General features: G+C 56.5%; 15 protein-coding genes, 2 tRNA genes and 1 pseudogene. 8 read left to right on the forward strand and 10 right to left on the reverse strand.

Translation table 11 applies throughout. The features are described from left to right. From F7Q90_RS06155 to zitB, 5 genes are all read left to right on the forward strand, one after another. Nucleotides 1-97: transposase domain-containing protein (locus F7Q90_RS06155; protein WP_151160719.1), on the forward strand; the 97-nt coding region annotated here is incomplete at its 5' end. 112 nt (nucleotides 98-209) lie between these two features. Continuing rightward, complete coding sequence (locus tag F7Q90_RS06160) at nucleotides 210-563, forward strand: YbgS-like family protein (RefSeq protein WP_006118479.1); 354 nt, start codon at nucleotides 210-212, stop codon at nucleotides 561-563. A 101-nt stretch (nucleotides 564-664) separates the two neighbouring features. After that, nucleotides 665-1,249 (forward strand): LuxR C-terminal-related transcriptional regulator, encoded by a 585-nt coding sequence (locus tag F7Q90_RS06165; RefSeq protein ID WP_006118477.1) that lies wholly within the window; start codon nucleotides 665-667, stop codon nucleotides 1,247-1,249. After that, the gene (locus tag F7Q90_RS06170; protein ID WP_006118476.1) at nucleotides 1,231-4,302 is read left to right on the forward strand and encodes a hybrid sensor histidine kinase/response regulator; all 3,072 of its coding nucleotides are present in this window, start codon (nucleotides 1,231-1,233) and stop codon (nucleotides 4,300-4,302) included. Before F7Q90_RS06165 ends, F7Q90_RS06170 begins: the two co-directional genes overlap by 19 nt. Beyond that, entirely contained in the window at nucleotides 4,280-5,302 is a 1,023-nt protein-coding gene (zitB, locus tag F7Q90_RS06175) for a CDF family zinc transporter ZitB (RefSeq protein WP_006118475.1), read from the forward strand. The genes F7Q90_RS06170 and zitB overlap by 23 nt, the downstream gene beginning before the upstream one ends. A 13-nt stretch (nucleotides 5,303-5,315) precedes the next feature. On the opposite strand, the pseudogene pnuC reads toward zitB, so the two are convergent. From pnuC to F7Q90_RS06190, 3 genes and pseudogenes are all read right to left on the reverse strand, one after another. After that, nucleotides 5,316-6,017, reverse strand: a pseudogene (pnuC, locus tag F7Q90_RS06180) (nicotinamide riboside transporter PnuC); the annotation flags it as partial. A 25-nt stretch (nucleotides 6,018-6,042) separates the two neighbouring features. Continuing rightward, complete coding sequence (nadA, locus tag F7Q90_RS06185; protein WP_006118473.1) at nucleotides 6,043-7,104, reverse strand: quinolinate synthase NadA; 1,062 nt, start codon at nucleotides 7,102-7,104, stop codon at nucleotides 6,043-6,045. A gap of 130 nt (nucleotides 7,105-7,234) precedes the next feature. Further along, nucleotides 7,235-7,744 (reverse strand): methylated-DNA--[protein]-cysteine S-methyltransferase, encoded by a 510-nt coding sequence (locus tag F7Q90_RS06190; protein WP_006118472.1) that lies wholly within the window; start codon nucleotides 7,742-7,744, stop codon nucleotides 7,235-7,237. Nucleotides 7,745-7,902: 158 nt separating this feature from the next. Between F7Q90_RS06190 and F7Q90_RS06195 the strand changes: the two genes are divergently transcribed. The 3 genes from F7Q90_RS06195 (at nucleotide 7,903) to F7Q90_RS06200 (ending at nucleotide 11,310) form a co-directional block, all read left to right on the forward strand. Then, nucleotides 7,903-9,363, forward strand: coding sequence for an AlkA N-terminal domain-containing protein (locus F7Q90_RS06195; protein WP_006118471.1), 1,461 nt, complete (start codon nucleotides 7,903-7,905; stop codon nucleotides 9,361-9,363). A gap of 111 nt (nucleotides 9,364-9,474) precedes the next feature. Then, nucleotides 9,475-9,777 (forward strand): hypothetical protein, encoded by a 303-nt coding sequence (locus F7Q90_RS27810; protein WP_377776149.1) that lies wholly within the window; start codon nucleotides 9,475-9,477, stop codon nucleotides 9,775-9,777. Nucleotides 9,778-9,825: 48 nt separating this feature from the next. Beyond that, on the forward strand, nucleotides 9,826-11,310 hold the full coding sequence (locus F7Q90_RS06200) for a methyl-accepting chemotaxis protein (protein WP_394350272.1): 1,485 nt from the start codon (nucleotides 9,826-9,828) through the stop codon (nucleotides 11,308-11,310). Between the two features lie 311 nt (nucleotides 11,311-11,621). On the opposite strand, the gene F7Q90_RS06205 is transcribed toward F7Q90_RS06200, so the two are convergent. The 7 genes from F7Q90_RS06205 to tolR form a co-directional block, all read right to left on the reverse strand. Beyond that, a tRNA-Lys gene (locus F7Q90_RS06205) sits at nucleotides 11,622-11,697 on the reverse strand. Nucleotides 11,698-11,751: 54 nt separating this feature from the next. Continuing rightward, nucleotides 11,752-11,827: transfer RNA gene (locus F7Q90_RS06210), tRNA-Lys, on the reverse strand. A 166-nt stretch (nucleotides 11,828-11,993) separates the two neighbouring features. Next, on the reverse strand, nucleotides 11,994-12,800 hold the full coding sequence (gene cpoB, locus F7Q90_RS06215) for a cell division protein CpoB (RefSeq protein ID WP_006118470.1): 807 nt from the start codon (nucleotides 12,798-12,800) through the stop codon (nucleotides 11,994-11,996). A gap of 9 nt (nucleotides 12,801-12,809) precedes the next feature. Next, complete coding sequence (pal, locus tag F7Q90_RS06220) at nucleotides 12,810-13,331, reverse strand: peptidoglycan-associated lipoprotein Pal (protein WP_006118469.1); 522 nt, start codon at nucleotides 13,329-13,331, stop codon at nucleotides 12,810-12,812. 52 nt (nucleotides 13,332-13,383) lie between these two features. Then, nucleotides 13,384-14,679 carry a Tol-Pal system beta propeller repeat protein TolB gene (gene tolB, locus F7Q90_RS06225; protein ID WP_006118468.1) on the reverse strand — a complete coding sequence of 432 codons (1,296 nt, stop codon included), beginning with the start codon at nucleotides 14,677-14,679 and terminating at the stop codon, nucleotides 13,384-13,386. 115 nt (nucleotides 14,680-14,794) lie between these two features. After that, nucleotides 14,795-16,090, reverse strand: a complete 1,296-nt coding sequence (tolA, locus tag F7Q90_RS06230) for a cell envelope integrity protein TolA (RefSeq protein ID WP_006118467.1) — start codon at nucleotides 16,088-16,090, stop codon at nucleotides 14,795-14,797. 26 nt (nucleotides 16,091-16,116) lie between these two features. Then, on the reverse strand, nucleotides 16,117-16,545 hold the full coding sequence (gene tolR / locus F7Q90_RS06235; RefSeq protein ID WP_006118466.1) for a colicin uptake protein TolR: 429 nt from the start codon (nucleotides 16,543-16,545) through the stop codon (nucleotides 16,117-16,119). Nucleotides 16,546-16,552 lie beyond the last annotated feature (7 nt).

Genomic DNA, 16,552 nt, shown 5'->3' on the forward strand with positions numbered 1-16,552 from the left:
GACGTGGTTGCGTTACGTCATCGGTCATATACAGGACTGGCCGGTGAACCGGGTCCGCGATCTGCTGCCATGGAAGGTCGAGCTTCCCTCTGCCTGAACGTCAATACGGTCTGAATGCGACGCTTACTTTTATTTCGCTCAGGTCGCTTTTTGTCTGAAACCTGACAGCGGGTTAGAGACAGCAAATATCATTGATTAACGGGAGCATAATGATGAATAAGTTTGCACTAATTTTTCTGACGGCAGCGATGACTCTGGGCAGCGGCGCAGCAATGGCTGCCAACGGAAACTCTAACCAGGCTGCAGCAGCAGGTGCCGTTGCGGGCGGGGCGAATGAGAACCTGCCACCGAATAAAGTCGATAACAGCAAAATTAACAATACCGGTACTGAGATGTCGTCTCCAACCCGAGACAGCACCTCCAGCAGCAAGCATATGACCGCGAACGAAATTGATCAGAACAGCCAGTGTAAAGATGGCAAATGTCCTGATATCAACAAAAAAGTGCACACCAAAAAAGGTGGCGGCCACGTCAATACCAAAACTGACGGCACGACGCAGTAAAGTATACTGTGTGCATTATGAGGAGAGCCGCGGCTCTCCTTTATTTTATCCCGCTGCGACTTCCGCTATGCTGAGCCTGTGAAATTTACAGGGAAATGTTCATGGCCTCACTGCTTCTGATTGACGATCATCCACTGGTTGAAGTGGCGCTGGACGCGGCACTCTCGCAATCGCCTGTCCCCATTCAGCTTATTTCGGCCAGCAGCGAGCACGCCGCTCGCCCTTATCTCCAGCTTCCTCCGGATATCATTGTGCTGGATATCGGCCTGCCCGATGGCGACGGACTGGAGATTCTGCGCCGCCTGAAAGTGCACTTACCCGATTGTCCTGTACTGATCTATTCTGCCCAGCAAAGCAGCCACTACATCCGGCGTGCGCAGGCGCTGGGGGCGGCGGGTTATGTGGTGAAAAGCCAGCGGATGGCGCATTTACTCAGTGCCATTCTTGCCGTACTGGGCGGCCAGTCAGCCTTTCCTGAAGGCCACAGCAGCGAACCCGAATTACCGTTAACCAGTAAAGAGCGCCAGGTGCTGGCGTTGCTGGCCAGCGGCCTGTCCAACCTGCAAATTGCCGAACAGTTGCATATCAGTAATAAAACCGTCAGTACGCATAAAAAGAATATTCTGGAAAAAACCGGCGCGCGTTCTGTTGTCGAGCTGGCCGATCTGTGGAAAGCACAGCAGTGATACGCTGGTTACTTCTCCTGCTCCTGCTGGCGCCGTTGGCCCAGGCCGACGTGCGTCCGGTCAGCAGTATCAATCTGCCTATGATGATGCCGGTAAAAGGTGCAGAGCTGATGCAGGGCAAAGTGGTGCGTGTGGGCCTGCTGGATGAGAATACGGCGCCCTGGGCCATGCATGTGGGCAACGATCTGTACGGGATTGACGCCGATTATCTGGCGGCGCTGCACCAGTTAACCGGGGCGCAGTTCTCCCTTCACCTCTATGCCACCCAGCCGGCTCTGCTGAGCGCCCTGCAGGCGGGGCAGATTGATTTTGCGTTAGGCATGCTGGCCCCGCCCTTTCCCGCGGGCGCCGTTGCCAGCGACAGCTGGTTTAGCAGCCCGTTACGTATTTACCGTAATCAGCAGAACCAGCGTGCCGTCATGTTTAACAGTGATAATGCACAACTGGCGATCAGCGAGCAAACCCTGGCACAGCTTCCGCCTGCGCTGGCTGCCCGCCACCACTGGCGCACCTACGGCAGCGATCTTCAGGCGCTCTACACGCTGCTCAATCAGCAAAACGACTATGTGGTCGCCGATGAAACCAGCGCGGGATTTTTGCTGAGTCAGCTACAGCAGGGACAAATTTACCAAATCGCGTCGGGGATTGATGCCGGGCAACTGACTCTGCGCGCGGTTTCCCGCGATCCCGCGCTGATTGCGTGGCTGAATCAGAGCCTGCGCCAGTTACCCGCAGAGTTGATGAGCACGTTACAGGCGCGCTGGAGCAGCAGCCTGCCGCGGTATCAGGACACACAAACGCTGATGCTGAGCGCCAGCGAGCGGGAATGGATAGCAGCCCATCCCCAGGTTACCTACGCCGCTGAAGCCGATAACTATCCCTGGAGCTATCGCGACAGCAACGGCACGCCCCGCGGTTACGGTATCGATCTGCTCAATGCGGTCGCACAGAGCACCGGTTTACGTTTTACGCCGCACTGGGTCAGTAATCCGCAACAGGCGGCCACGCTGCTGGCACAGCATCAGGTGATGTTACAGCTGATGCAACCGCTTAACGGTGAAACCCAAAGCACCAGCCTGCCCGTCTGGCGGGCACTCTGGGGTATTTACAGCCGCCAGCCCGCAGCCGGCTCCCACTGGAGCGATCTGGCAGGCAAACGTATTGGTATCCTGCAGGATGATCTGGCCCAGCGCCTCGTTCCTGACACCATCCCGGTTCAACGCTTTGCGGATCGCAACAGCCTGTACGACGCGCTGGCTACCGGTCAGATTGACGCGCTGGTCGATAACGTCCTGTCTGCGCGCTGGCGCATTGCCAGCCGTAACGATCCCCACATTCATCTGGCTTTCGCGGCCAGCGATATCGCCTGGCCTGTGGCCATCGGAGTGGCACCTGATGAGCCTGTTCTGCGTGGGCTGCTGGATCGCGCGTTACAGCAGATTCCCGTCGATACGCAAAACCAGATGCGCGATCGCTGGTCAATGCCGCCCCAGCCCGGCAGCGTGGGCGCGATGCGCGTGCTGCCCGTCGCGGTGTTGGCGGCGGCAGGCGTTGCCATTGTCGTGTTACTGCTGTTACTGGCCCGGCGTTACTGGCAGCAACGGCGGGATCGCCAACAGCGCGAACAGGCGGAACACGCGAATGCCATGAAGAGCCAGTTTTTAGCGACGGTCAGCCATGAGCTGCGAACGCCGATGCAGGCGATCCTGGGGCTACTGGAGCTGGAAAAACAGCAAAGCAGCCGTGAAAACCTGCAGCTTCTGTACCAGAGCGCGCAGTCCCTGATGACGTTGCTGAATGATTTGCAGGATCACGCGCGCATTGAAAACAACAGTTTCACCCTGTCGCCCCGCCCGCTGGCCCTGGCACCCTGGCTGGCGCAGCAGCGCCATTTCTATCATCCGCTGATGCGGCCGGATGGCCCGCATTTACAGGTAGAGGCCCTGACGCCGCTGCCTGACGCGGTGATGCTGGATGCGGACCGCCTGCAGCAGATCGTCAACAACTTAGTGACCAATGCCTTTAAATTCACCCGGCACGGCCTGATCCGCCTGACGCTGTCGGCTACAGACAAATTGCAGTTAACCGTCAGCGACAACGGCAGCGGGATTCCCCCTGAAGAACAGCCCAGACTGTTCGATCCCTGGTACCAGGCCCCGTCGGGCAAAGCGCTTTCCGTTCAGGGCAGTGGCCTGGGGCTGTTTATTTGTCGGGAAATGGTGCAGCGCATGGGCGGTGAGATTCACCTGCATTCTCAGCCCGGCAAAGGCACCGAGGTCACACTTATCCTGCCGCTGATTCCCTGCAATAGCGTCACTGAGGGCGATCCGGCCACGCTGCCAGGTTTTCCGCAACTGCGCGTGGCCGTAGTGGATGATCATCCGACAAACCTGATCGTGATGCAGCAGCAGCTGGCGCGCTTTGCGATTCAGGCGGACTGTTTTGAGCAGGGCCGTGACCTGTTGCTGGCCGATGCCCGGCGCCCTTACGACCTGCTGTTTATCGATCAGATGATGCCGCGCCCGGACGGTATGCTCCTGCTGCGCGTGTTGCGTCGTCGCCAGCGTCAGCGAGGCGGAAGGCCGTTGCGGGTGCTGTGCTCTGCTGATGCGCAGTTACTGAATGTACAGACTGAGCCGCATGAACGGGTGCTGATTAAACCGGTACAGCTACAGGATATCAGCGACCTGCTGACCGCCTTCCATGACGATCCGCTGGCCGCGCTGGATAACAACCTGTGGACACTGGCGCAGCAAAACGAGAACTATCTTAGCCGACTGGGCAAAACCTTACGTGATACCGTGGAGAAAGACATGGCACAACTGCGCGCGGCCATTGCCAGCGGTGACGAAAGACAGTTAGCCGAGTCCGCGCATCGCCTGAAAGGAAGCTGGCTGCTGATTGGCATTGATGAGGGCGTAGCGCTTTGTCAGCAGTTGTCCGATCGCGCCAGACAGCATCACAACATCTCAGCAGAGTGGCAATTGCTGATATCATTGACCGAAAGATTACTACATAAACTGGACACGTATGGCACACACGCACTCTCATAGCGGTCAGGACACTAACCGTACGCGGCTGATGGCCGCGTTTGCCGTGACGGCACTCTTTATGGTGGCAGAAGTGATTGGCGGCTGGCTGTCGGGCTCGCTGGCGCTGCTGGCCGATGCCGGTCACATGCTGACCGATACCGCCGCCCTGTTAATGGCCTTACTGGCGGTTCAGTTTGCCAAACGCAAACCCAATGAACGTCATACCTTTGGCCTGCTACGTCTGACCACGCTGGCCGCGTTTGTAAACGCCCTCGCCTTAATCGGCATCACAATTTTGATTGTCTGGGAAGCGGTGGAACGGTTTACCCATCCGCAACCCGTCACAGGCGGCCTGATGCTCGGCATTGCGATTGCCGGCTTGCTGGCGAATATCCTGTCTTTCTGGTTGCTGCATCACGGCAGTGAAGAAAAGAACCTGAATGTGCGGGCGGCTGCGCTGCACGTCATGGGGGATTTGCTTGGCTCGGTGGGCGCGATTGTCGCCGCGGTGATTATTCTGTTTACCAACTGGACGCCCATTGACCCCATCTTATCCATCGTCGTGTCGATGCTGGTGCTGCGTAGCGCCTGGTCGCTGCTGCGGGAAAGTTTACATGAGTTGCTGGAAGGCGCGCCTGCGTCGCTGGATGTGAAGAAACTGCGGCGCGATCTGAAGCGAAATATTCCCGAGGTGCGCGATGTTCATCATTTACATGTCTGGCAGGTGGGCGAGCAACCGATCTTAACGCTGCACGTCCAGGTCATTCCACCGCGCGATCATGATGGCCTGCTGCGCCGCATCCACACGTACCTGCATGACCATTATCAGATTGAGCATGCTACGGTACAGATGGAGTTTCAGCCCTGCGTGGGCCCTGACTGTGAGCTGAACGGACAGGTCATTGAAGAGGGCCATCATCATGGCGGGCATTCGGATCATGCTGCTGAAACGTCCCATCAGCACAGTGATCATTCACCTCACCACAGTGACCACGTTCATCATCACAGCCATCATCACTAAGCCGAGAGCGCAGCGAACCCTGTTTGCGTGCGCTGATGATCCACATGCGTGAGCCGTTCAGCGCAATTAACGTCAGAATGGCGTACTCCAGCGACATCGCATACACCCCCTGACGGGCAAACACCATCACACTGATCACGTTGATGACCACCCACAAAAGCCAGTTTTCAACATACTTCCGCGTCATCAGCACCATTGCCACAATCGACAGCACCATCAGGCAGGCATCCCAGAAAGGGAAGGCGTCCGGCTGCAACGCCGGCATCGCCACCGTAAAACCCAGTGCATTCATCAGGGCCACCGCGGTACGGGTGAGAAAGGCAAACACCGGATCGATGTAGATCGTCATCAGCCCCACCGCTATAACGCAAACCGCCGCCCAGCCAATGGCCTTGGGCAGCGGGAGCCAGCGAATCGTTAACGCCGCCTGGTTATCAATGGTTTGTCGGCTCCAGGCGTACCAGCCATAAACGTTGGCCGCAAAAAAGAACAGCTGTAACAGTAGGCTGGCATAGAGCTGAATCTGAAAAAATATCACCGCAAACAGCGTCACGTTTATCAGGCCGAACGCGTAGTTAGCGATTTTCTCCAGGCTGGCCAGCCAGATACATAACAGGCCCGCCAGGGTGCCAACGGCTTCAATCCAGGACAGATCGTACCCGGTCGCGCCCAACGGGATGTGAACTAAAATGTTTTGCGTGCTAAAAAAATCCATATCAGGCACCTGTCAACGACGCGGATTACGCGTTTCCTTTCACGTTATGTTTGAGGTCTGCTGCAAAGGATAGCATACGGTTTAGCGGCACCAGCGCGGCCTCGCGCAGCGCCGCGTCTACGTGGATCTCATGAGCCCGCCCACCCGACGTCAGCGCCTCGGCAATGGCCTGCAGTCCGTTCATCGCCATCCAGGGACAGTGCGCACAGCTTCGGCAGGTTGCGCCCTCACCGGCGGTGGGGGCTTCCAGCAATATTTTGTCAGGAACCGCCTGCTGCATCTTGTAAAAGATGCCGCGATCGGTGGCGACGATCATCTGCGGATGTGGCAAGGTTTTTGCCGCCTGAATCAGCTGGCTGGTTGAGCCTACCGCATCGGCCAGATCCACAATCGCCTGCGGCGATTCGGGATGAACCAGCACTGCCGCATCCGGATACAGCGCTTTCATCCGCTGCAGCGCCTGAGTTTTGAATTCGTCGTGGACGATGCAGGCGCCCTGCCAGCATAACACGTCGGCCCCGCTTTTTTGCGTAACATAGCGCCCGAGATGCCGATCCGGTGCCCAGATGATTTTTTCCCCCAGGCTGTCCAGATGTTCAATCAGTTCGACGGCAATGCTGGAGGTGACAACCCAGTCGGCGCGCGCTTTTACCGCTGCAGAAGTATTGGCGTATACCACCACCGTCCGGTCAGGATGCGCATCACAGAAGGCCGTAAACGCCTCAATCGGGCAGCCCAGATCCAGCGAGCATTCGGCCTCCAGCGTCGGCATCAACACGGTTTTTTCCGGGCTGAGAATTTTGGCGGTTTCGCCCATAAAGCGCACGCCGGCCACCAGCAGCGTAGTGGCGGGATGCTGGCTGCCAAAACGCGCCATTTCGAGCGAGTCAGAGACGCAACCGCCGGTTTCTTCGGCTAAGGCCTGGATGTCCGGATCCGTGTAATAGTGCGCCACCATCACGGCGTTACGGGCTTTCAGCAGGGCTTTAATTTTTTCCCGGTAAAGCGTTTTTTGCTCGTCACTCAGCCGGGCGGGCTTAGGAGGAAAAGGATACACCGCATGTTCAGGATCAAAGATTGCGCTCATGACACCGCTCTCGTTCTGTAAAATTAACGAAAATAGCCATTTCTGGCTTAACAGGACGTAAATACCGCCACCGTGTTTTATATGCTAAACACGATAGCGAAAAAGCAGCAGCCTGTCGCGTTTTATTTGGTCATGACGATGCAGAAAGCCCCACCAGGCCGGGCTGAGGGGCTTCCAGTTGAAGCAAAAAGGCTTTGACCGTCAGGCCACCGGCAAATCCCGTCAGTTTTCCATTGGCCCCAATGACCCGATGACACGGTGCCACAATGGACAACGGATTTCTGCCGTTAGCAGCACCGACGGCACGTACCGCTGCCGGATGCCCAATCTGCTCGGCGATCTGGCGGTAACTGCGGGTTTCGCCAAACGGAATAGAAAGTAGCGCCTGCCAGACTTTTTTCTGAAATGCTGTGCCGTCCATATCCAGCGGTAAGTCAAAAACGCGGCGAGTGCCGGCAAAGTACTCACGTAACTGCGTTTCGGTTTCGCGTAAAACAGGATGATTATCGTCGCGCTCACGCGGCGACAACCGGGGATGTCTGCGCACTTCGTCCTGCCATAAAATGGCCGCCAGACCGCGATCGCTGGCGATCAGCGTTAGTTCGCCCACCGGCGTTATCACAGGTTTGCAGTAATACATGCTGTTCCCTCCATCACATTGCTGTCTGGCATTATCGCATTTTCGCCACGCGAAACTGGCTGTTTTCGGTCATTACAATAAACTGTTGTGCTGTCCGAAAACAGCCAGTCAATACCTCATGCCCGCGCTACGCTGTCGCTCTTTGCCGGAGAAAAACCATGTTTGATTCAGATACCGCTTACCAGGCACTGACCTCGCGTGATACGCGCTTCGATGGTGTGTTTTTTGTCGGCGTGACCTCAACCGGCATTTACTGTCGCCCGATTTGCCCGGTGAAAGCGCCAATGCAGAAAAACTGTCTGTTCTTCAACAGCGCTGAGGCGGCAGAGAAAGCGCATTTTCGCCCTTGTCTGCGCTGTCGTCCGGAGCTGGCACCCGGCAACGCCCCCGTGGACAACGCCCACCGCGTGGCCGACCGACTGGTGCAGCGCATTGAAGAGGGCTTGCTGGAAGCCCACAGCGGCCTGGATGCGATTGCTGCAGAGTTTGGCATCAGCGCCCGTCAGCTGCGGCGCATTGTGCAGCAGGAGCTGGGCGTCACGCCACTGGAGCTTAAACAGATACGTCGTATGCTGCTGGCTAAGCAGCTTCTGACCGAAACCACGCTGCCGGTAACCGAGATCGCTTACGCCAGTGGATTTGGCAGCTTACGGCGCTTCAATGACGTGTTTCAGGCGCGCTATCGCATGACGCCGGGCGCACTGCGCAAAAGCAGCAACCTGTCGCCGCAACCTGCAACGGACACAATGCGGTTACGCCTCAGCTATCGTCCACCTTACGACTGGCAGGCGATGCTGGACTTTTTACGCCTGCGGTTAATGAACGACATTGAAGCCGTTGATGGTGAAACCTACCGCCGGACGGTGGCGCTGGGCGAATACCGGGGTTGGGTCAGCATTTCGCATCTTCCGGCAAAGCAGGCGCTTCAGGTTGAATTCACCCGCTCTCTCACGCCTGTGCTGCCTGCCCTGCTGCGTCGGCTGCGTGACCTGTTTGACCTGAATGCTCAGCCACAGCGCATTGCCGAACACCTGCAACAGGATCCCCTGCTGGCGCAAAGTATTCAGGATTACCCCGGCCTGCGTGTCCCCGGAGCATTTGACAGTGTCGAAATGGGCGTACGCGCCATCCTGGGCCAGCAGGTCACCGTTAAAGCCGCCACGACGCTCAGCAGCCGCTTTGCTCAGGCATTTGGTGAACCCTGCACCACGCCGTTCCCTGATCTGTCGCGCTATTCTGCGCAACCCCAGCGCATTGCCCAGGCTACGGTCGATGAGATTGCCCGCCTGGGCATTGTCAGTGCGCGCGTCAGAGCGATTCTGGCCTTTGCGGCCGCCTGTAACGAGGGCAGCCTGCGTTTCAATGCGACGCTTTCGCCTGACGACATCATGGCGCGCCTGGTGGCCTTACCGGGCATTGGCCCCTGGACCGCCCACTACATTGCCATGCGGGCGCTGCGCTGGCCGGACGCCTTCCCGAAAGAGGATATCGCCGTGCGCAATAATCTGGGGGGATTAACACCCAAAGCGGCAGACGCGCGCTCACAGGTATGGCGTCCCTGGCGCAGCTACGCCGTGATGCATATCTGGAAAAGCCTGTCACCGGCCAGTGCGAAGTAAGCAGCCCGTTGTCCTGAAAAGAAATATCACGCCTCGCCTCTAAACTCCTGGCCTGCTCAACCGATAACCAATTTGGCTTAACATCGTTGACATGGGCAGGAGGCAGAGGTCATGGGGTTGCGGTTAGAAAATACAAAAATTTCGCACAAACTCAGTTTAGGATTTGGACTCGTTTTGCTGTTGGTGGTGGGATCGGGCTCGGTAAGCATCGCGCGTTTTAAAACTATCCATGACGTTTATGAACAGAGCAACCTGATTTACGACATTAATATTGACGTGTTTCAGGCTAAGGTTAACCGGTTGAAACTGCTGTATGGCGATGAGAAAGCGGGTAAAGTGATGGCGGATTATATCGCCCATGCCGCTCAGCTGACGCATGATGCCCAACAGTACCGATGGCTGCCCGAGGAGTAAACACAGCTCCAGGAGATCGCCAGCCAGCTCAGCCACTTTCAGGCCAGCATCAGCGCAATGACCCAGGCCATGCAGTCTCTGGCAGAAACGGGTAAGCAGCTCGATCAGCGCAACATGCAGAGCCAGTCAACGCTGTACGAAGCGTTGATTAAAACCCAGATGACCGATGCCAGTGCACTGTTTCAGCAACTGCTTGCAATCAGCCAGTTGCGCGATCAGCTTCAGTTACTCCGTTATGATCCCGCTCATGCCAGCGCGATTCAGTCTCAGCTCACACCGCAGGTCAACGCCATCCAGACCGCTCTCACCACTCTGTTACCGCAATTACCTCCCGATGCTCAGACGCAGCTCAACGCGCTGTGGAATGCAACCCTTGAGGTTAAGCAACTCAGTGAACGTTACGCGGCAGGCTTTCTGGCCCTCAGTCAGGCGGAGAACGCGGTGAAGGTCGATGGCGATAAGAGCAGTGCTATCCTCAAAACGCTTCTGCAGCAGATGAAGGTAGAAAACAGCGACCTGACCAGGAGTTCTGTTAACCTGACGCTGTTGACGGTTGGCCTTGCTGTGCTGCTGGGCATGTTGATTGCCTGGCTGATTGGCCGACAGATTACTCATCCCGTCAGAAAGAATTTATGGCTGGCGGAGCGCATTGCTAAGGGCGATTTAAGCGCCGATATCAAACCGGCGGGCCGTGATGAGCTGGGCAAACTGGCTGGCGCGATGGGCGCGATGAATCAGCGTCTGCGGACAATGATTCTGGAGGTCCGCGACAGCATGCTCACGCTGTCGCAGGCGGCGAGCAGTATTAACAGCGACAACCACACGCTCTCGTCCCGCACAGAACAGCAGTCCGCCGCCGTGGTGCAGACGGCTGCCAGCATGGAACAGTTAACCGTTACGGTGAAGCACAACGCAGATAACGCGCGCCACGCCAGCCAGATTGCTGCTGAAGCGTCTAAAACGGCGGAGCAAGGCGGTGCCGCCGTCACGGAAGTCGTGCAAACCATGGGCGATATTTCTGCCAGCTCGAAGAAAATCGCCGAGATCACGGCCGTTATCGACAGTATTGCTTTCCAGACCAATATCCTGGCTCTGAATGCCGCCGTGGAAGCGGCACGCGCTGGCGAGCATGGCCGGGGGTTTGCGGTCGTCGCCAGCGAAGTACGTAGCCTTTCGCAGCGCAGTGCGCAGGCGGCGAAGGATATCGATCAACTGATCAGCGCATCGGTCAGCCAAATCGCGGAAGGCAATAACCGCGTTGCGCGCGCGGGCGAGAGAATGGGACAGGTGGTTCAGGCGATTTCCCGTGTGAATGACATCGTGGGTGAGATCTCTTCCGCCTCGGATGAGCAAAGCCGTGGCATTGAGCAGATTGCGCGTGCGGTCTCAGAACTGGACAGCACCACCCAGCAAAACGCCTCGCTGGTCTCTGCCTCTGCCCTTTCAGCCACCGCGCTGGAAGATCAGGCGCGCCGACTTGAAACGCTGGTCAAACAGTTTAGCCTGGAACCCGGTCAGACAGCCGCACGCTAATCCGGCTGACGTATTACGCCCTATAAGCGCCTGTCGGGCGCTTTTTTTATGGCAGATGATTAGATCCGCCTGCGTGACGCCCGCTCGACGGCACGCTGCCGGACAGGAACAGTGCGGACGCGGGGTGTTGGGCCCTGACGGGAGTACGACAGATTTTGCGGGCCCCGTGGGCCTCGCCCTGCGGGTGATGCTGACGCATCAGCCTGAATCGCAACGCGATTCAGTCGAACCTGCTGCAGGTTCTCATCATGCACGCTTGACTGTACTGCCCCATAAACGAAAAGCGCGCCCGTGGGCGCGCTTTTCTGTATTGGTGGGTCGTGCAGGATTCGAACCTGCGACCAATTGATTAAAAGTCAACTGCTCTACCAACTGAGCTAACGACCCGCTCGGGGCTTACAACCGCTCAAACACATGTATGCATGCTGCCTGAGAATAAGATGGTGGGTCGTGCAGGATTCGAACCTGCGACCAATTGATTAAAAGTCAACTGCTCTACCAACTGAGCTAACGACCCATCTTCAGGCTTGCCAGACACATTTGCAATGTGTCCCGGCAACGGCGGCATATATTACTGATTTACCGAGGTAGCGCAACCCTTATTTTCTGTTAAGGGGTTCAATTGCCTACCTTTCATGCGGCAAGACCAGAAATCCATCGATATCCGGTCAAACCTGCACAAATTACATACCAGACAAGCGTTTTTGTGCCTGCTTAGCAGATTCGGTGTTCGGGTAAAGTTTGATCACCTGCTGATAAACGGCTTTGGCTTTTGCCGTGTCGTTTTTCTCTTGCATGATCACGCCAACCTTAAACAACGCTTCAGCCGCCTTGGGGGATTTTGGATACTGCTTCACCACCGTGGCGTAATAATACGCTGCGTCGTCTTTTTTACCTTTGTTATAAAACAGCTGCCCCAGCCAGTAATTGGCATTCGGCTGATACGTCGAGTCCGGGTAACGCTTCACCCACGCCTGCAGCGCAGTGATGGCCTGATCGTACTGTTTTTTCTCCAGAATGAGCGCAACAGCAGCATTGTAATCGCTGTTAGCATCGCCACTCTGAACAGGCGCACTGCTGCCGGCCGCGGCCGCACCTGCATCGTTGCCCGCTGTCGCAGCGCCCGTAGCCGCATTGTCACCGGCACCCGCGGCAGGCTGACTGGCATTGCTGCTGTTATTGCTGCTCAGACTGTCGATCTGTTGATAGATCTGCTTCTGGCGCTCAATAACCTGATTCAGCTGATAGGTATTTTGCTGGATTTCCCCACGCAATGAGTCGATATCCCGCTGGTTATCACTCATCTGCTGCTGCAGTTGCTGCATCAGCTGTGCCTGGGCATTGGAGATTCTTTCGAGACTGGTGACACGGTCTTCGACCGAGCCGGAGCCAACGCTACTGATTGACGCTTGGGCATGAGCGGCCCAGGGGGCCGCTACGCCAATCAGTAACGACAGACTCAACAGGTGATGTCTGAAGTTACTAACCATGTGATTCTCTTAGTAGACCAGTACGGCACGACGGTTTTTAGCGTAAGCCGCTTCGTCGTGGCCCAGAACAGCTGGTTTCTCTTTACCGTAAGATACGATAGACATCTGATCCGCAGACACGCCTTTACCTTGCAGGTACATCTTAACGGCGTTAGCACGACGCTCGCCCAGGGCGATGTTGTACTCTGGCGTACCGCGCTCATCCGCATGACCTTCAATGGTCACTTTGTAAGACGGGTTGCTACGCAGGAAGTTAGCGTGCTGATCCAGCATCTGAGCGTAGTCAGGCTGAACATCGTATTTGTCCAGACCGAAGTAAACGATGTTGTTCTGTTGCAGCTGTTGCATCTGCAGACGCGCCTGCTCATCAGAAGACATGTTGCCGTTGTTCATACCAGAGTTAGCACCGTAAGCGCCGTCAGCACCTGCGCCAGACTGGTCGTTGTTGTTATTTTTGTGTGAGCTACACGCCGCAACTGCCATGATTGGCAGAGCCAGCATTAAACCCTTCAGTACTTTGTTCAGTTGCATTTGAAAATTCCCATTATTGTTTATTTTTTTGTAATGTCAGAAAGCTCAGACATTACAGGTACGGCGACCAGGCAGGAAATTTGACCTGTCCATCAGTTGCCGGAAGACGCGCTTTGAAACGACCGTCGGTTGAAACCAACTGCAACACAGAACCCATGCCCTGAGTCGAGCTGTAGATTACCATGGTGCCGTTTGGAGCCAGGCTCGGCGTTTCATCCAGGAACGTGTCCGTTAACGTTTGAACGGCTCCCGTTACCAGATCCTGTTTGGCGACGTGTTGAGCACCGCCACTGGTGCTAATCATCACCATTGATTTTCCATCACTGGCTACATCCGCATCCTGGTTCTGAGCGCCTTCCCAGGTAATGCGCTGTGATGCACCACCATTGATGCTGATTTTGTAGATCTGCGGCGCACCGGCCTGGTCAGAGGTATACGCCAGCGTCTGGCTGTCCGGGAACCAGGTTGGTTCAGTGCTGTTATAGCGACCATCTGTAATCTGACGAATCTGCCCGGAGGCCAGGTCCATAACATAGAGATTCAGACTACCGGTTTTAGACAGGGCGAAGGCCAGCTTGGTGCCGTCCGGTGAGAAGGCTGGCGCACCATTGTGACGCGGGAATGAAGCGACCTGACGAACAGAGCCGTTAGACAAGGTCTGAATCACCAGCGCTGACTTGCCGCTTTCAAAGGTTACATACGCCAGTTTGCTGCCATCGGGCGACCAGGCAGGCGACATCAGCGGTTGCGGTGAACGGTGCACGACAAACTGGTTGTAACCGTCGTAATCGGCAACGCGCAGTTCATACGGGAACTGACCGCCGTTGGTCTGTACCACATAGGCGATACGGGTACGGAACGCCCCTTTAATGCCAGTCAGTTTCTGGAACGCCTCATCACTGACGGTGTGCGCCGCATAGCGCAGCCACTGTTTTGTAATTTTATAGGAGTTTTGCGCCAGCACGGTGCCTGGTGCACCTGCGGTATCCACCAGCTGGTAGGACACCTGATAGCTGCCATCAGCATTCGGCTGAATCTGTCCAACAACCACGGCATCAATACCCAGTGCGCTCCATGCAGCAGGCTGCACTTCCTGAGCACTGGTCGGCTGCTGCGGCAGACGTGAACGATCAAGCGGGTTAAATTTACCGCTGTTACGCAGGTCAGCTGCGACGATACCACCGATATCTTCCGGTGCCGCGCCTGGGCCAGACCATTTAAACGGAATCACACCGATAGGGCGCGCGCTGTTGACGCCCTGGGTGATTTCAATGCGAACCTCTGCATGCAGCACCGCTGCCCACAGCAGGATAAAAAAGCCTAACGTTACGCGAAGAGCTTGCTTCATTTTATCTCCCTTATCTGAACCTGAGTCCGCGATAATTGGCACTGTTCCTGAAAACCACGAGTACAACTAGAGTACGGCAAGCTAACCATAGATCAACCTGCCGCAGGTTACTGCATTATTGCGGTCTGAAACGCATCGGGGCGTTTTTAAACACTTCGTACACCGCTTGTGAAGGCGGTTTCGGAATATGTGCCTGCTTCGCCGCCGCAATGGCGGCCTGGCACAGCGCCGGATCGCCGCCTTCTGATTTAACGTCAATCAGCATGCCATCAGGAGCAAGTTTAATACGTAAGTCACAGCTTTTGCCGCTATACAGGTCCGCATCGTAGAAACGGCTCTGAATTGCGCTGGTGATCTGCCCAAGATACGCATTCACATCTGCGCCAGAAGCACCCGCCTTCTTCTGATTACCCTGCCCTGCTGCTCCACCCGACGCGCCGCTTTTCGGTGCATTCTTACCGGACGCTAAGCCGCCCAGCAGGTCATCGACGTCGCTGTCATTGGCGGCATCAGCGGCCGCTTTCGCTTTCGCCTCGGCTTTTGCCTTCGCATCCGCTTTTGCTTTGGCAGCAGCTTCCGCTTTCGCTTTGGCGGCGGCGTCCGCTTTTTCTTTGGCGGCCTTTTCTTTCGCTGCGGCGGCTGCTTTCTCTTTCGCTTCCTGGGCGGCTGCGGCTTTCGCTTCCGCTGCGGCTTTGGCTTCAGCCGCTTTCGCTTCTTTCGCGGCTTCCGCTTTAGCCTGTTTCGCCGCTTCGGCCTTAGCTTGTTTTGCGGCTTCGGCAGCCTCAGCTTTCGCCTGCTGCTCGGCCTGCTTCTTCGCTTCTGCGGCTGCGGCTTTCGCCTCTTGCTCAGCCTGCTTCTTCGCCTCTGCTGCGGCCTTCTTCGCCTCTTCCTGCGCCTTCATCTTTGCGTCTGCCGCGGCTTTCGCCTGTGCATCCGCTTCCGCTTTCGCATCGGCTTTGGCTTTCGCCGCGGCCGCTTCGGCGGCTTTCTGTTGCGCCTCGGCCTGTTTCGCTGCGGCTTCGGCTGCCTTCTGCTGTTCAGCCTGCGCTTTCGCCTGCTGTTTCGCGTCTTCCTGTGCCTGCAGTCGCTCTTTTTCCAGCTCTTTCAGCCGCTGCTGTTCAGCCGCTTGTTTCTGCTGAAGCTCTTCGGCCTGCTGCTGGGCCTGTTTCTGGCGCTGCTGCTCCGCACGCTGACTGTCGCTTTGCTGATTCTGCTGACGGTTATACTGTTCAACCACCGCACCGGGATCGACCATGACCGCTTCTATATCGCTACCGCCACCGCCGCCGCTGGCCTCAATGTGCTCATTAAACGAGCTCCATATCAGCAGGGCGATCAGCACGATATGCAGAATCACCGAAATGATTATCGCGCGCTTTAACTTTTCGTTTTGCTCGGTTGCCTTCGACACACTCGTTTCCCAAAAACGGTTCGACTTTAAATCGGCTGCGTCATCAAACCGACAGATTTAACCCCTGCCTGATGCAGCAGGTTCAGCGCCTTGATGATTTCATCATAAGGTACCTCTTTGGCACCACCGATCAAAAAGACGGTTTTCGGATTGGCTTCCAGACGACGTTGCGCTTCGCTAATCACCTGTTCTGGCGGCAACTGCGGCAAACGATCGTGATCGACGACCATGCTGTATTGTCCCACGCCGGACACTTCAACAATCACGGGTGGGTTATCATCACTGGAAACCGTCTTAGAATCTGTTGCATCGGGCAAATCCACTTCCACGCTTTGCGTGATGATGGGGGCCGTTGCCATAAAGATCAGCAGCAGCACCAGCAAAACGTCCAGCAGTGGAACGATGTTAATTTCCGACTTTAGCTCGCGGCGACCGCGACCACGCACTCGGGCCATCATTTAC

Origin of the sequence: Pantoea stewartii subsp. stewartii (assembly GCF_008801695.1) — a bacterium.
Classification (GTDB): domain Bacteria; phylum Pseudomonadota; class Gammaproteobacteria; order Enterobacterales; family Enterobacteriaceae; genus Pantoea; species Pantoea stewartii.

What these genes read in the sequence shown, in the direction of transcription:
- F7Q90_RS06160 (WP_006118479.1), top strand. Translation starts at nt 210, where the DNA reads ATGATGAATAAGTTTGCACTAATTTTTCTGACGGCAGCGATGACTCTG.
- zitB (WP_006118475.1), top strand. Translation starts at nt 4,280, where the DNA reads ATGGCACACACGCACTCTCATAGCGGTCAGGACACTAACCGTACGCGG.
- tolR (WP_006118466.1), bottom strand. Translation starts at nt 16,545, where the DNA reads ATGGCCCGAGTGCGTGGTCGCGGTCGCCGCGAGCTAAAGTCGGAAATT.
- F7Q90_RS06190 (WP_006118472.1), bottom strand. Translation starts at nt 7,744, where the DNA reads ATGTATTACTGCAAACCTGTGATAACGCCGGTGGGCGAACTAACGCTG.
- F7Q90_RS06195 (WP_006118471.1), top strand. Translation starts at nt 7,903, where the DNA reads ATGTTTGATTCAGATACCGCTTACCAGGCACTGACCTCGCGTGATACG.
- nadA (WP_006118473.1), bottom strand. Translation starts at nt 7,104, where the DNA reads ATGAGCGCAATCTTTGATCCTGAACATGCGGTGTATCCTTTTCCTCCT.
- tolB (WP_006118468.1), bottom strand. Translation starts at nt 14,679, where the DNA reads ATGAAGCAAGCTCTTCGCGTAACGTTAGGCTTTTTTATCCTGCTGTGG.
- F7Q90_RS06165 (WP_006118477.1), top strand. Translation starts at nt 665, where the DNA reads ATGGCCTCACTGCTTCTGATTGACGATCATCCACTGGTTGAAGTGGCG.
- cpoB (WP_006118470.1), bottom strand. Translation starts at nt 12,800, where the DNA reads ATGGTTAGTAACTTCAGACATCACCTGTTGAGTCTGTCGTTACTGATT.
- F7Q90_RS27810 (WP_377776149.1), top strand. Translation starts at nt 9,475, where the DNA reads ATGGGGTTGCGGTTAGAAAATACAAAAATTTCGCACAAACTCAGTTTA.
- pal (WP_006118469.1), bottom strand. Translation starts at nt 13,331, where the DNA reads ATGCAACTGAACAAAGTACTGAAGGGTTTAATGCTGGCTCTGCCAATC.